This window comes from Chitinophaga sp. S165, assembly GCF_003182155.1.
Classification (GTDB): domain Bacteria; phylum Bacteroidota; class Bacteroidia; order Chitinophagales; family Chitinophagaceae; genus Chitinophaga.
The window spans coordinates 213,310-227,307 of sequence record NZ_QGTG01000009.1 but is presented as its reverse complement, the minus strand read 5'-3'; the positions used below and the strand labels follow the sequence as shown (position 1 = coordinate 227,307).

Here is a 13,998-nt window from a genome sequence, read left to right as displayed (position 1 = left end):
TATAGATGTAGTTGAATTGGACTATTCAGGCTGGCTGGCACCCACAAAACCTGATCAGATGGCCTGGTCTTGAAAACTCCATTATTGTAAAAGTATCTGAAGTAAGAAAAACGGGATATTTTGATTCAATATCCTTTCTCCGGAACTCAAGTAGGGCACGATTCCTCGAAGTGCAATTTCCAAGATCTGGCACCCCTTTTTAGAAGACAGCAGTTCTTCAATCGGCGTGGAGAGTTGATGACAGTATAGAGGTCCATCTATACCGCCATACAAAATGGCCGATTCCATCATCATAGCAAGTTCAGGTTGTTCCTGCCACATCATCCTGGATTGCACGAGTTGACAGACCTGGTGTTCTATGAAATGGGCCAGGGCGCTTTGCTGCGTATAGACGCTTCCCAGCTCCCACGCGTAAGTCACCTGTAGCGTATAGTGTAGGGCGCAAAAGCGACTGGCTTCAGCAATTATCTGTGCATCGCTTTTGCGTAAAGGCAATATTTCTATACCTTCCCCTACTCCCTTGTCCCGAACCAAAGCCACAACCTGATCATTAACCAATAGCACTGCCGTAAATGCCAGAGAACGCGCACATTCCAACTCATTGATATCTATGTTCTTTATCTTCAGTTGCATGATTGATACTGTTAATGATCCGACTCCATTATAGCTGCCATCGTCGCCGTCCTGTCATAGTTTAACCTTTATCGTAGCTCAAAGGTAATTGTGCACAAAACCACGCCCGGGAACCTTTTCCCAGTTGGGAATAATTTTTTTCCGGGTGCCGCCATCAAAGTACGAGCTGTGTTAATACTCATTTTGTCGAAAATCAATGGCCTTTAGCGAGCGCTGCAACCCTATCTCAGCCGTATATATTAAATTGCCACTTTATGTACTCATGTCAGACTGAGATGCAATAATTATTTAAGGTCTATGCTGAACTTTAGTATAGGTAGGGAGTCATTTAATGTCTATCTGTTTTTTGAGGGAGTATACTAGCGGTAACCAATCTAACAATACCACTGCTAAAGAGAAGGCAACAAACTGTCTTTGCAAATGCACCGAATTTTACGTGCGGAGCAATATGTGCCCGTGAAAATTAATGGGAAGGACTCCCCGTTTACGACGGCGGCGCCAATTCCCAAAAAATATGAAGCGAAACTATATCGTTTTGCCCCCGCCTTTATGGACCGGTCCGCGGAATGTGATGTACTCTACCAATCATTATTAATTGACGGATGGGCTGTACGCAGTTACCAAAATTACGCGCGGGAGGAGCACATTCTTGAATTAAGCGTGGAGGAGCCTTTTTTCATGCTTCATTTTAGCCTGGAGGGGTATGTTGACCTGGAGATGAGTGATGGCAAAAAACATCGTTTGTTGCCCGGGCAGTACCGGCTCATGCAATTCAATACCGGAAAACACATGTTGAAGTTTAAAGGAAAGCGTTGGTACGAGGCCTTTTTTATCGATTTCCCCGGAGACTGGACCACTCAGATGGCATCAAAGTCAAAGGTGCTTAAATGGCTACTGGACAGGATGGAAGAAAACCAAAATGGGATTATCCCTTGCGCCAGCAGGATAATGGGAGATCAGGTTTATGAACTTATCGAGGCCATACGCAACCGCCAACCAGCTGCAGATTCAATATCCCTAGCCCACACGGAAGCCCAGATCCGAGATTTAGCACTTTATGCGATCGAGCAACTACCTCCGACTTTGGAAAGGCTATGTATGGAATCCCCATCTCAAATTGGCACTATTAAGAGTTTCATGACAAACAATATTACCCGATTCTATAGTGTTGAAGAAATTGCCGCCAATTTTGGATTTAGTGTTCGCTCCTTTCAGCAGTTATTTAAAAACAGCACTGGGGAGACAATCCGGGATTTTATCCTACGCAGCAAAATGGAGAAGGCCCAAAAGCTGCTATCCCGCCCTGGGTTTAGCATTAAGGTAATTGCGGCAAAACTGGGCTATCAGCATCCAGGCAACTTTACACGAGAATACAAAAACTTCTACAAGCGTCCTCCCCGCCCTGCCGGGAACAATACCAACTTGGTTGCAGAAAATGATCACTAAGCTCAGCTTTTAAGGATAAGTCTGTCTGCCAGCTAAACCCGATTTTTACGGCTGATGACCTTTAACTTATTTGTAATAGACGCACATGCTTACCGTTTTTAACCTGTCAAACAGATTCACTGTCCCTTGACGCGGAATGCATATCTATCCTATTTAGTGGGTTTTAAGGTCAACGTTTGGCTCTCCTCTCGGAAAGCAAGGGGAAATTCAAGAAAACTACATACACAACATTTATCCATTCTTCAACGCAACCTTTTATCGAACTACGCGCGTTAGGGCTTTTTTGGCAGAACGTGGTATGACCACAGCTAACAAAGCTTATGCGGCTATTGGTAGTGGGCCCATTTTATTACCATGCATAGATTTCTCAGAAATAACCACCACGACAATGTACGCGTCACTGACCAACACGCACCATTTAGAACAGTCGCTTCCATTCCAAAGAAGTATAAACCTTACCAATATAGCTTTGCGCCGGCCCAACTGGACAAAAGCTCAGTTATTGATGTTCTTTATCAAACACTCATTATCGATGGTTGGACCATCCGTAACAACGTTTTGTTTGTCAAGAAAACACACAAATTAGCCCTCGAGATAAGTCGACCTTGTTTCATTTTACATTTTAACATTCAGGGAGCTATCGACATGAAGTTTGCAGACGGCCAAATCTTCCGGGAAATCCCAGGAATGTACCAATTATTACAATTCAATATCGGAGATCATATTATTAGCTACGAACCAGGTATCTACGAAACTTTTTATATAGATTTTTCAGAAGATTGGGTCAATAAGCTGGCACCGGATTCCCAATTACTTAGCCATGTCCTGAACAATATTGCTACCAACAAATCTGAGGCGATCCTCTCTAACAATGTGATCATAACCGAAGAAATTCGGGAAGTCTTGGATATCATACGAAACTTTTCAAGAGGTAATGCTTTGTCCACAGCTCGCATAAGCGCTAAAATAGTCGCACTGGTATCACTCTCTCTAATAGAACTAACTAAAACTGAAAATACAGCAGAGGCCTCAGATCAAATTTTAATCCAGTCAATTACATCATACATTCAAAATAACCTGGATGACACAACGCTCAGCGTGAGACGACTGGCAGCAATCTATGGATTAGGCACTAGAGCATTCCAGACATTCTTCAAAAAACATCTGGGGCAAAATGTCCGAAAATACATTTTGTCGACAAAAATGGAAAAGGCAAATGTTTGGCTAAGTACAACTGAAAAAACAGTTAAGGATATTGCCTATGAATTAGGATATGAACATCCTGGTAATTTTACAAGAGAGTTCAATAAGCATTTTGGATATTCGCCCACACAGATTCAAAAGAAAAATTAACCGTGCATAAAATGATCAATAGAATCGATTTTCATGAATGCTGTATTTGATAAGAAATTAGCAATTTTACAATGAGCTGATAATAGAAAGTATTGACTAGCTGTTAATCCACTTGAGTAGCAAGATGCCAATGTTATGAAAAAACAAATTTCACTCAAAAAAGAGTCTCGGGTAACCAGTTCATCGTTAATCGACAGTCATTTATTCATCCTAAAGTTCGCTGCAGTATTAATTTTTGCAGTAACAAGCTGCAAAAACAGTGTTTTGAAGAAGGACGCCGCGCTTCCGCACTTTGCGGTGGATGGTATTTTTCAATCACAAGATACAGCTAAGGTAACAAGCATTGAGTTTAACAATGGTCATCCTTTAGTGATGATGTATTTCAATCCAGACTGTCCATCCTGTAATAAAGAGACTCAAAACATTATTGCCAACATGAGTATGTTGTCAGACATTAAATTCCTTTTCGTAACCAGTAGCCCTTTAGAAGATGTTAAGCGATTTGAACAGCAGTACAAATTGAAGCAGTTTCCAAATGTCAAATATGCCCACGATTCAAAATTAGAGATTTACAGCTTGTACAAAATTCGGGCAATCCCGTTCATGGCCGTTTATAATAGAGAACTAAAACTGTCCAAAGTCATAATTGGAGACATCGATGCTTCGATAATTAAGTCATTTGCTCTTCAGATTTAAGACAAACAAATCCTTCCCTTCATTCTTTTTCTCAATTACCGAAATTATCCGGATACTTCATCGATGTGAAAGTCTGCTACGTCGCTTGAAGTTATGAGAAAAAGCAGACCTTATTAAATTGCTGCTAACAACAAAATTTATGACGCAAACCGTTTCTATGATTGATTCAAAACAACTTTTAGACTAAGGTTCAAGAGCGTCATCATTTTTTTGCAAGCCGTACCAAACATTACTGGACCACACTCCAGTTAAAAACTTTAAAACCATGAAAAGAGCTAAGATCATCCTAACAGCTATAGCTGTATTAGGAGTTACAGCTGGTGTTTTTGCCTTCAAAGCTGCAAGGCAAACCGATGTAATTTACACAGGTCCTGCTGTAGGTGAACCATGTACCGTTACGGTACAATTCAAGAAAATTGATGCCAGTGGTATCAACACATTCGCAACCTTGGATTTTGGCGCCGATTGTGAACAAGTGAAAACAATCAACAGTAATTTGTAGGCCGTTTAGGCCCACTACGCCTGTCCCGCAACCCCAGCGCAATTAAGTGCCAGCGGCTGCGGAGACAGGCGTAGCTCTTTTTTATACAGTTAAAATCAAATTTTTCGTACTCTGCACAGCCAAAAAATCCACCTGGAGTTTCTTGAAAAATGAATTTTCACTCCCACTACTTCCAGCTTCGTTACCGCTTCACACCATCAATTTGCAATGAGCGATCATAGAGATCTTGGCTGAAAACAGGCTTTACTTGCATCCACAGTGGTAACGGCCGTCCTTTTAAACAATAGTCGAAAAATTGCATCATTCGTGTTGTATAGTCTACCGCCGGCGGTCCTAATAGCATATGATCTTCCGTGGCATAATTTAATAACCAGGCGTGCTTTCCCATTCGGCGAAGTGCATTGAAAAACTCGAGCCCTTGGCTAAAGGGCACAATATTATCCCCGGAATTGTGCATAAGTAGTAAAGGCGTTTGCACATTGTTGGCACGAAAAATAGGAGAATTGTCAATGTAAATTTGAGGACTTTCCCATAGTGAAGGCCCCATCCTGATCTGGCCGCTTTCGTAAAAATAATTACGGCTTTTTTTTCCATGACTGATCAGTCCGTAGTCACTGATTAAATTACTGAGGCCAGATCCGGAACAAGCAGCACTAAAGCGGCGGGTGTGAGTAATGATATAGTTGGTCAAATATCCACCAAAGCTATGGCCCTGCAAGCCGACTTTTGCCGAGTCCACATAGGGGAGTTTATTGATATAGTTCGATACGCCTAATACCACATCTAATGCATCTTTACCGGTAGTTCCTTCTCCAAAATATATGTCTGGAGTAACAATCAGATACTCATTACTAACAAATGTGGGGATATCCAGCGGCCCTGTACACGCTGTTGGGTATCTAAAAACATGCATTAGATCACTCAGTCGCTCATAATAGTAAATAATTACCGGATATTTACGAGTACTATCAAAGTTCTCAGGTAAATATAAAACCGCGGCGGTACTTTTTGAACTGTTAAGTGGAATACGTAATAATCTCGCAGAAATCCAATTTATCTCCGCTTGAGGCCGATAATTAGAAAGTGAAACAAAGGTTCGGAAGTCTCGGGTAAAGTATTGATTGGGGGCCTCTCCTGTGTTCTGACGTGTTACTACATAGGCATCGGCACCTGTTGCCTTTATGGGCCGTGCTCCGAGGGTGCGGTCTAAATGGTAAAACAAAAAGGGATCCATGGTCAACATAACAGGAGCAGCCCTCCCGGAATAATCTGCTTGGTAAAACCCATTGTCTTTTGAAACAGTGTTAAATGCAGAAACGATGACTGGTCCGCTGTTCCCTATGGTTTCTATAGAGGTTGACATTGCAAACCTAAAGTTGATCTTGTTTGTAGAACCGATAAAATGGGTAATATTGACCGGCTTGCGCTTACCAGTCAGGTCACATTTCCAGATATCGTACCGGTCATATAAATACACTTCTTCATCGTCCGTCCACCCAGCAACGCCTACGGGATTCCGGCTGGGCCGTGGCACATCACAATTGTCATCAGTTATCCAGTCCGTTTGTATACCAGCGGTTAAGTTAAAAGAAATAGCTGTTTGAACATTATAACAAAAATAGGTATTCGCTAACCTGTCGAAGTACACGTTAAATGAGCCATCCGGGGAAATGTTATTTAAATACGTGATTGGCGCAGGTTGACGCTCCGCAGTTGAGGCATCGAAACGAAAATAACGCGGAACGGCAGCGTCGTTCCAGTAATGTTCCGTGTAATCTCCAGCCAGCCTTTCTATCAGGTAGCAGTTATTGACCTGGTGATTGTTATTTTTCAATGGCAACAGTGTTGACTCATTGCTTGAATCTACCACTTGTAAATACCCGGTTGAGAGGTCAAGTAAGCAAAATCGACTGCTTTTGAGTGCTTCTTCGCTATTATTCTTGTATGACTGTATCTGCTGCGATTTCAGTCGAATATCGGAGGTTTGCCAGACCTCCAATTCAAAAGGAAACTTATCCTGCACCGCCAGTACACCTGGCCGTAGGAAAAAAGCGAAAGCACGCCCACGATTGACAAACCCGAACGCTGGCTTTTCGCTGATGCGCCACTTACCAGATGATGTATCAGCACTGAAAGTGTCGTATATTTTGTGCACGTCCATCCCCCACTGCTGAAGCCAGATCTGCCAAGAAAACGGATCTTTTGTGTTTTTGATAACTAACAATATTTGCCTGCTCTCAGAGTCAAAATGCACATCACTTACCTGTAATAGGCTATCCGTTGCTGCGGCATGCCAAAGCTTGTTTTCGACCAGATCGTCGATCATAACTTTGTTCAACTGTTCCCCACCATCAGTCGTCCTAGCAATCACAATGTTGCCACTCATATCAGACCAGTAGCGACGTACATTTTTGAAAGTGTGTTCACGACCAGTCTTAAAATCATAGCAAATCACGGCCTTTTCAGGTCCTTTGACTGTAAATAACAGATAATCCTTTGCCTTGTAAGAAACTAAAAGGTATTCACTCACCCTAGGAAATGCTATCATTTTGCCGGTCCTTAATTCCAGTGCTTTCAAACTATCACCATTCTGAATGAATAGCAGATAATCCCCATTTAACGAAAATGACTGGCGGGACACTTTTGAAAATGTGGTCTGTTCAAGGGTACGTAGATTCTTTAATACCAATAGCCTTTCGAAAGGTTTTTTGCGAAGCTCAATCCAAAGGCAATAGGACCCGGATTTGTTAATCTTCGCATTTAAGACGGTAGGCCAAACATCATAATCGCTGGTCGAAATAGGTCTTTTCTGTGCAGAAACCAACAGGGACAAAAACAATAGGGCGGACAAAGTAGCAAGTTGTTTCACAATTATACATTTTAAGATCCAAGCATAGTTGCGTGTTGTTGCATATATAAACAAAAATCCTGGCTCCCTACTAAGGAGCTAAAGAATATGTTATGGCAAACTACCAGGTGGGCAGTCCCTGTTTCATCTTATCCAAAGTTTGTTGATATCGGTAGTCGGGTTTTCGTTTGTCCAGTGCCGCATTTTTTTCATCTACCAAAATGGCAACCTGCTGCCATTGCTTTGCATTAGCAACATCACCAACCTTATAGAGAAGGTTAGCATAAGTGTCGATGGTAGTCGGGCGCCTGGTCTTCCACAAAATGTCCTCCATCCAATTTATGGCCTTTCGGAGTATGGTGGTATCTTGACTATGTGCAAAAATGACAGAAAATATGGTGTTATTCAGCATAGCCATGCCGATGGTAGTGGTATCGTACCCAAAAGCATCAATTCGAGCTACGCTATATTTAACCACGCTGTCCCACTCTTTTTTTTCGTCAAACCAATCGATCTTTGCATTCACCATCGTTTCGCCGATATAGGGAGATTTATACTTTATTTGCAGGTCATTGCCAATGCGTTGCCAGTCAGGGGTCAGCCCTGCACGGCGCATACTCTCGATATAAGGCTGAACGGTTTCTTTGCGCATAATTGCCCCAGCAACAGAGCAACTGTAACCTTTTTGGGCCATACTGCTGTCGATACAGGCACCTCTTTGCTGGAATACGCTAAAGGCCTGCTGATGGGAATCGGTGATGAAAGTGGTCAGAAACATAATATTTGACCGCTCAAATAACACACTATCGGGTGCTTTCAAAAGATATCCGTCAATAAATTGCCGTGCAAGTAATGCAGCCTGTTTTTTATCTCCTAACCTGTCAGCCATCGTAGCAAGGTGTTTCAAGGTAGTGGGTGGCATTTTATCTACTTTCGTTTTCTGCATCTGTACATAATATTGCCGGTCAGGGTTCACAGCATCAGCAAGCAGCTCTATAAAGTCGGCCGGCGCATAACTGCCTACACCTCGGTGTACCAGCTTACCTTTCGGTGAAAAAAACAGCATTGTCGGAAAAGACGTCACATTATATTGGCGCATCATACTGGAGGCCTGTTCCCTCCACCCGCGCACATGGGTGTCGTCCTTTTGTGTACTATCCATTTGTACTCTGACTGTAATAAAATTCTTGTCGGCGAAACTGCCTACTATTTTATCAGAGAAAACATAGTTATCCATCACCTTACACGGTCCGCACCAGGTGGCATAACAGTCCACAAAAATCATCTTATTTTCAACTGATGCTCGTCTCAGTATTCCCGACCAATCATCTTGTGTGAAAGTAATTCCTTGGGCAGAAACGTTTATATTTAACACGGATAGTAACAAAAAAATAGACAACCGTCTCAGCATGCATATAATTTTTAATCGGTGATAGAACTATTGAATAGTGCGTTTTTGACATATTAATATCCAAGATTCTGTTTCAGGTTGGGGTTAGCCGCCAGGTCTTTACTTGGAATTGGATATAACTGGGCAGTACTTTTCCAGGTGCCACCTTTTTTAGGAGTAATTACCTTCATCAAAGCTTCTGCGGTTTCCGTCCTCTTGAGGTCCAGCCATCTATGGCCCCATTCAGTAAACAGCTCCAGTTGTCTTTCTTTAGATATTGCCAGCAGCGTGGTGGGTTTGTCGACATAATCAAGCTCGGGCAAACCAGCCCGGGTTCTTATGGCATTGAGATCATCCATGGCCCCCTCATCGTTACCGTTTTGAGCACGCGCTTCAGCGCGTATCAAATATTGCTCTGCTAATCTTAGCACTGTATTGTATTCTGTAACAGGAGATCCAAGCGTTGCATTCTTATATTTTGCCGGGTATTTATATTCTTTCCCGGACACACTCAAACTGCCAATCCAATCTATTTGGCGGTTATCTCCGACTGAAAAACTATTTAGTAATGTGTCACTTAAATAGACAGGGTTTAGATTACCTGGCCCCGTAGCTGGCAACACAAAAAGGCGGGCGTCTTCTGTATTCCAGCCGGCGTTTACCGGCTGAAGCTGCCATATGGCTTCTTTGCTAGTATTGACAAAAACACCCGCTAAAGGTTCCAACTTATATGAAGTGGTTTGACCGAGTACTTTACTGGCTTCCGCCTCTGCTTTACTATATTCTTTCATATATAAATATGTACGTGCCAGGAGTGCCGTTGCAGCTGCCCGGTTAGGTCGAACCCGTGCAGTTGACTCCTTGGAGGTCATTCCATCCGCCTCCACATAGGCGTCCGTCAACAATTGCTGAGCTGCCAGTAAGTCGGTTTCAATTTGCTTATAAACTAAACCGACTGAACTTTTGGGCTCTACTGCATTTCGCTTGTAGTCAGAGTTAAGCAGTAGGGGTACTTCTCCATATAAATTTGTAAGATAGAAGTAGCAGAATGCCCTGGTAAACCTTGCTTCCCCCAATAATCGATTTCTTAACGCCTCCCGGATATCAGTGGCAGCAGTGAGCCCCTCCACGGAGGCGTTTAGAGCAAAAACGTGAGGATATATGCTATTCCAAAACTCGCCGCCCCCAGCATCAACACTGGCTAACTCGTTACGATAATAGGTATTAGCTATAAGTGGAATCATATCATACATAGTAAACTCATCTGCAGAAAGACCACCATAATAGGAAACACCGGTCAATCCGCCATTGCTTAATTCTGGCTGACTCATTCGGATATAAACACCGGTCAGTACCTCAGGTGCATTATCTTCACTATTATAAACATTGCCGGCGTTTGTACTTGTCACAGGACTTCCTACATCTACGAACTTTTCACATGAAAGCAGGCAATGGCTGCTCACTAACAGCAGGATTCCAATAATTATTCGAGAGGAAGTATGCGGGATGTAAGTCTTATTCATAAAAATGCTTAAGCAGAAAATGAAAAATTATTTTTAGCAAGTCTGATCCGCAGATCAGCCCTGAAACTTCGATTCTCAAAGATTTACCATTAGTCCAAAAGTATACACCTTTAAAGGAGGTAAGAGATTATTGGACAAGCTCTCTGGATCCAATCCTTTGTAGCCAGTAATTGTGATCAGGTTCTGTCCCTGCAGATAAAGCTGACACGAAGAAATGTGTAACCGTCCTAACCAGGCCTTCGGAAGTGTCCAGGACAACTGGACGTTCTTCAATCGGGCAAAAGAGGCATCGGCATAGGCATCATTGCTTGTATTTGCTCTACCAAAAGGCGTGTTCAAACTGGCGTTTGAATTAAAACGCTGAATATCGGTTTCATCACCTTCTTTTTGCCATCGGGATAATACTGTAACAGGCTGGTTTCTATTGAAGGAGCCAGGGTTTACCCCTCGGCGATAATTGAGGGCGTTCCGCTTTATAAACTGAAACAGGAAGTCCAGCTCGATGGATTTGTATTTAAAAGTATTCTGCAGTCCGCCATAAATGGTTGGCAATGTGTTTACGAATACAATTTGGTCTTGTCCAAAAACGGGGGCGTTGGTTAAATTGCCTTTTGCATCCACGAACTGATATGTGCCAGTTTGTGCATCCACGCCTGCAAACTGATAAACTTTATTCAAAGAAATAGATTCCCCCACCTGTAATGCAGATGCCAGGCTGGAATTTTCTATCTCAGGAAAGCTTACCAGCTTATTGGCTTGTTTAGTGATATTTAGCGATGTACTCCACCGGAAGTTTTTGGATTGGATATTTGTCGAAGTAAAAGATCCTTCGAAACCAGTATTGCGTACTTCAGCTGGCAGGTTCGTAAAAACAGAAGAATAACCCGTCATGAGAGGTAGGGCATAAGGCAACAACTGATTGGAAGATTGGTTACGGTAATAAGTGAAACCAACCACAATCCTGTCCTTGAGAACCCCCAAGTCAAGGCCCAGTTGAAGTTTCTTAGTCTTCTCCCATTCAAGATAGGGATTAGGCAGCGAAGCAGGAACCAAGCCTGTCGAGCCTTGGTAAGGAACACCAACGTTGGTAGGAGGATTGTACAGATTCAAGTATTGATACTCTCCTAACTGGTCATTTCCGGAGATGCCATAGCTACCTCTGAATTTACCATAGCTAACAAACGGGATAATATTAAGTAACCAGTCTTCATTGGAAAAGATCCAGCCGATACCCACGCTTCCAAAATTGTTAAACCTGTTGATAGCACCAAATCTGCTGGACCCGTCCCTTCTTACTGATAGATTAATCAAGTATTTTTCATCGAAACTGTAGTTAATGCGGCCAAACACTGCATTATACCGATAAGTCCAAATAAACGACTGGCTGGGAATAACAGAGGCCGCTGATTTAACATCCTCCATGATCACATCTGTTCTAAAGCCGGATGCCGTATAGGCGGCGTAATCGCTTTTATTTTCCTGAAAAGTCAAGCCTCCCAGGACGTCGATTTTGTGTTGCCCCAATCCGACACGATAGGTCACCTGCGGCTCGGCGATCCATGTCCGGATTTGTCCATCATTTAATAATGACATCCTGGTTCTGTTAGGATGCTGGTCTGGGGATAGAGCGCCAAACGGCAACAATGTGACCTCTTTTGTTCTCAGGTCGTTGAAACCGATGCTGGCCTTTAATTCAAGATTGGAAAGAATGGTGTAACCCAAAACAGCATTTGACAAGAAATTGGCGGTCTTCATCCGGGTGGTATTCAGTAGCTGGGCGGCAGGGTTACCTGCCGTCCCCCAAGTTGATACGCCTGCTGCGTTAAACGCCCAGTTATAGCTGCCGTCGGCATTAAAGAGAGCCGGTGCATTTGGCGCTAAGGCGATACTCATACTCGTAAAATCGGAAGTAGGGACAATGTTGTTATCAACGAGGTAGTTGGTGGTAAGTTGAAAATTAAAGCGCTTATCATCGCTACTGTTTTTTAACGATAAGTGTAGCGCCCCTTTTTTGTCGGTAAAGTCATTTTGAAAGACGCTGGTTTCTCGGTGGTATGTGGTAGACACAGAGAACTGGGTATTAGCGTTGCCGCCGGATATGGCGGCTTGGGCATCCGTGTAACGGGACCAATTGCCAATAAGTTCCTTCTGCCAATCCGTATGCCGAGTAGTATCCCATAGTCCATTGATATCATAGTCAGTGGAAAGAACAGCCGCGTTATCATTTAATTTAGCTTCCCTGCGCATGGCCAAGTACTGTTGAGTGTTCAAAACGTCCAGGCGACTGGCAACTTTACCAATGCCTTGTTTTACATTGAGTGTTACGGTTGTCGTACCTGCTTTTCCCTTTTTGGTCGTAATTAGGATCGCGCCGTTGGCGGCGCGGCTCCCGTAGATAGCGGTGGCTTCGGCGTCTTTTAAGACGTCGATGCTCTCGATATCGGAGGGGTTTATGAAATTAAGCGGGTTACCGGTGCCCTGGACGTCACTGAGCACTGAAGGGCCACCTGACGCGCCCATCAAGCGCGTATTGGTGGGCAGAAGTTGTGGCGTGAAGGGGATACCGTCGATGATGTACAACGGATCGTTTCCGCGCCTGATGCTGTTCTGGCCCTGGATGCGGACAACCAGTCCGGTTCCTGGCAGACCGGTAGACTGGGTGATCATCAGGCCGGCAACGCGGCCTTGCAGGGCTAACAGGGGGTTGTTCACCGGCTGTTTTTCGATGTCTTTGGACTTGACTGTACTCACGTTACCAATTCCGGTTCTACGGGTGGTAACACCGTAGGCGATCACGATGGTTTCGTCGAGCGTGCTAACCGCCTCTTTGAGTGTGATCAATAAGTTGGTATGCTTTCCAACATATATTTTTTCAGATTCGAAACCGACGCTAGTGACGGTAATTACCGATTTGGGAGAGATTCCTTTCAAACGAAAACGACCATCATTATCAGAAGCAGTACCGGCTATGCCTCCACTTACCTGTATTGTAGCGGCGGCAACGGGCTCGCCGCTTTGGCTGATCACCCGGCCCATAATATCTATCGTAGTATCTTGGATTACTTTGGGATCATCTGCTGGTAATAGGCTTTGCCGGATTACTTCACTTTTTTTTACTACAACAGCTTTGTCTAATATTACCCAGGAGAATCCTTTTGGAGTAAGTATCACTTGAAGTACTTCTGCCAAAGGCTTATTTTTAAAATCAATTTTTGTCAATCGCTGTTGATCATGGATTTCGTCATTGATATAAGTAAATCTTAGTCCCGTTTGTCTTTTAATACGCTGAAAAAATTCAAGTAGCGTAATGTTTTTAGCCGACACACTGACTTTATACTCGTCCTCCTGCAAGGGGATGGCCATGACAGTCGGCATTTTTAGAATCATGAGCAATACAGAGCAGATACAGAAGATTACTCTTCTATGCAGTAAATGTGACCTCATAAGTAGTAGTTATAAATGTTTACATTCCGGTTGGTTTATCCATAACAATAACATAATACCACGAAGAGCAAAAAGCTACTTTGGAAAAGTTTCATTTTTTTGATTTTTTTAACCTGACTGGTAAAAAATGGGATTTCCGAGCATAGTGAATGCAGCAAAAAAT

9 protein-coding genes are annotated in these 13,998 nt (G+C 43.2%); 4 read left to right on the top strand and 5 right to left on the bottom strand.

The genetic code is table 11. The annotated features are described in order from the left end of the window. Positions 1-81: 81 nt before the first annotated feature. Positions 82-633: a hypothetical protein gene (locus C7475_RS27535; protein ID WP_110056645.1), complete on the bottom strand. Its 552-nt coding sequence runs from the start codon at positions 631-633 to the stop codon at positions 82-84. Positions 634-1,053: 420 nt separating this feature from the next. Between C7475_RS27535 and C7475_RS27530 the strand changes: the two genes are divergently transcribed. From C7475_RS27530 to C7475_RS27515, 4 genes are all read left to right on the top strand, one after another. Beyond that, entirely contained in the window at positions 1,054-2,079 is a 1,026-nt protein-coding gene (locus C7475_RS27530) for an AraC family transcriptional regulator (protein ID WP_110056644.1), read from the top strand. Between the two features lie 354 nt (positions 2,080-2,433). Continuing rightward, positions 2,434-3,432 carry a helix-turn-helix transcriptional regulator gene (locus tag C7475_RS27525; protein WP_110056643.1) on the top strand — a complete coding sequence of 333 codons (999 nt, stop codon included), beginning with the start codon at positions 2,434-2,436 and terminating at the stop codon, positions 3,430-3,432. 135 nt (positions 3,433-3,567) lie between these two features. Beyond that, positions 3,568-4,128: a peroxiredoxin gene (locus C7475_RS27520; protein ID WP_110056642.1), complete on the top strand. Its 561-nt coding sequence runs from the start codon at positions 3,568-3,570 to the stop codon at positions 4,126-4,128. A 265-nt stretch (positions 4,129-4,393) separates the two neighbouring features. After that, positions 4,394-4,630, top strand: a complete 237-nt coding sequence (locus C7475_RS27515; protein WP_110056641.1) for a hypothetical protein — start codon at positions 4,394-4,396, stop codon at positions 4,628-4,630. A 181-nt stretch (positions 4,631-4,811) separates the two neighbouring features. On the opposite strand, the gene C7475_RS27510 is transcribed toward C7475_RS27515, so the two are convergent. The 4 genes from C7475_RS27510 to C7475_RS27495 form a co-directional block, all read right to left on the bottom strand. Then, on the bottom strand, positions 4,812-7,499 hold the full coding sequence (locus C7475_RS27510; protein ID WP_110056640.1) for a S9 family peptidase: 2,688 nt from the start codon (positions 7,497-7,499) through the stop codon (positions 4,812-4,814). Between the two features lie 100 nt (positions 7,500-7,599). After that, entirely contained in the window at positions 7,600-8,889 is a 1,290-nt protein-coding gene (locus C7475_RS27505; RefSeq protein ID WP_110056639.1) for a thioredoxin family protein, read from the bottom strand. 53 nt (positions 8,890-8,942) lie between these two features. Beyond that, positions 8,943-10,391, bottom strand: coding sequence for a RagB/SusD family nutrient uptake outer membrane protein (locus C7475_RS27500; protein WP_110056638.1), 1,449 nt, complete (start codon positions 10,389-10,391; stop codon positions 8,943-8,945). Positions 10,392-10,466: 75 nt separating this feature from the next. Continuing rightward, positions 10,467-13,754: a SusC/RagA family TonB-linked outer membrane protein gene (locus C7475_RS27495; RefSeq protein ID WP_158286632.1), complete on the bottom strand. Its 3,288-nt coding sequence runs from the start codon at positions 13,752-13,754 to the stop codon at positions 10,467-10,469. Positions 13,755-13,998 lie beyond the last annotated feature (244 nt).

Coding starts and splice junctions, on each gene's coding strand:
- C7475_RS27500 (WP_110056638.1), bottom strand. CDS start 10,391: ATGAATAAGACTTACATCCCGCATACTTCCTCTCGAATAATTATTGGA.
- C7475_RS27520 (WP_110056642.1), top strand. CDS start 3,568: ATGAAAAAACAAATTTCACTCAAAAAAGAGTCTCGGGTAACCAGTTCA.
- C7475_RS27535 (WP_110056645.1), bottom strand. CDS start 633: ATGCAACTGAAGATAAAGAACATAGATATCAATGAGTTGGAATGTGCG.
- C7475_RS27530 (WP_110056644.1), top strand. CDS start 1,054: ATGCACCGAATTTTACGTGCGGAGCAATATGTGCCCGTGAAAATTAAT.
- C7475_RS27515 (WP_110056641.1), top strand. CDS start 4,394: ATGAAAAGAGCTAAGATCATCCTAACAGCTATAGCTGTATTAGGAGTT.
- C7475_RS27525 (WP_110056643.1), top strand. CDS start 2,434: ATGCATAGATTTCTCAGAAATAACCACCACGACAATGTACGCGTCACT.
- C7475_RS27495 (WP_158286632.1), bottom strand. CDS start 13,754: ATGGCCATCCCCTTGCAGGAGGACGAGTATAAAGTCAGTGTGTCGGCT.
- C7475_RS27505 (WP_110056639.1), bottom strand. CDS start 8,889: ATGCTGAGACGGTTGTCTATTTTTTTGTTACTATCCGTGTTAAATATA.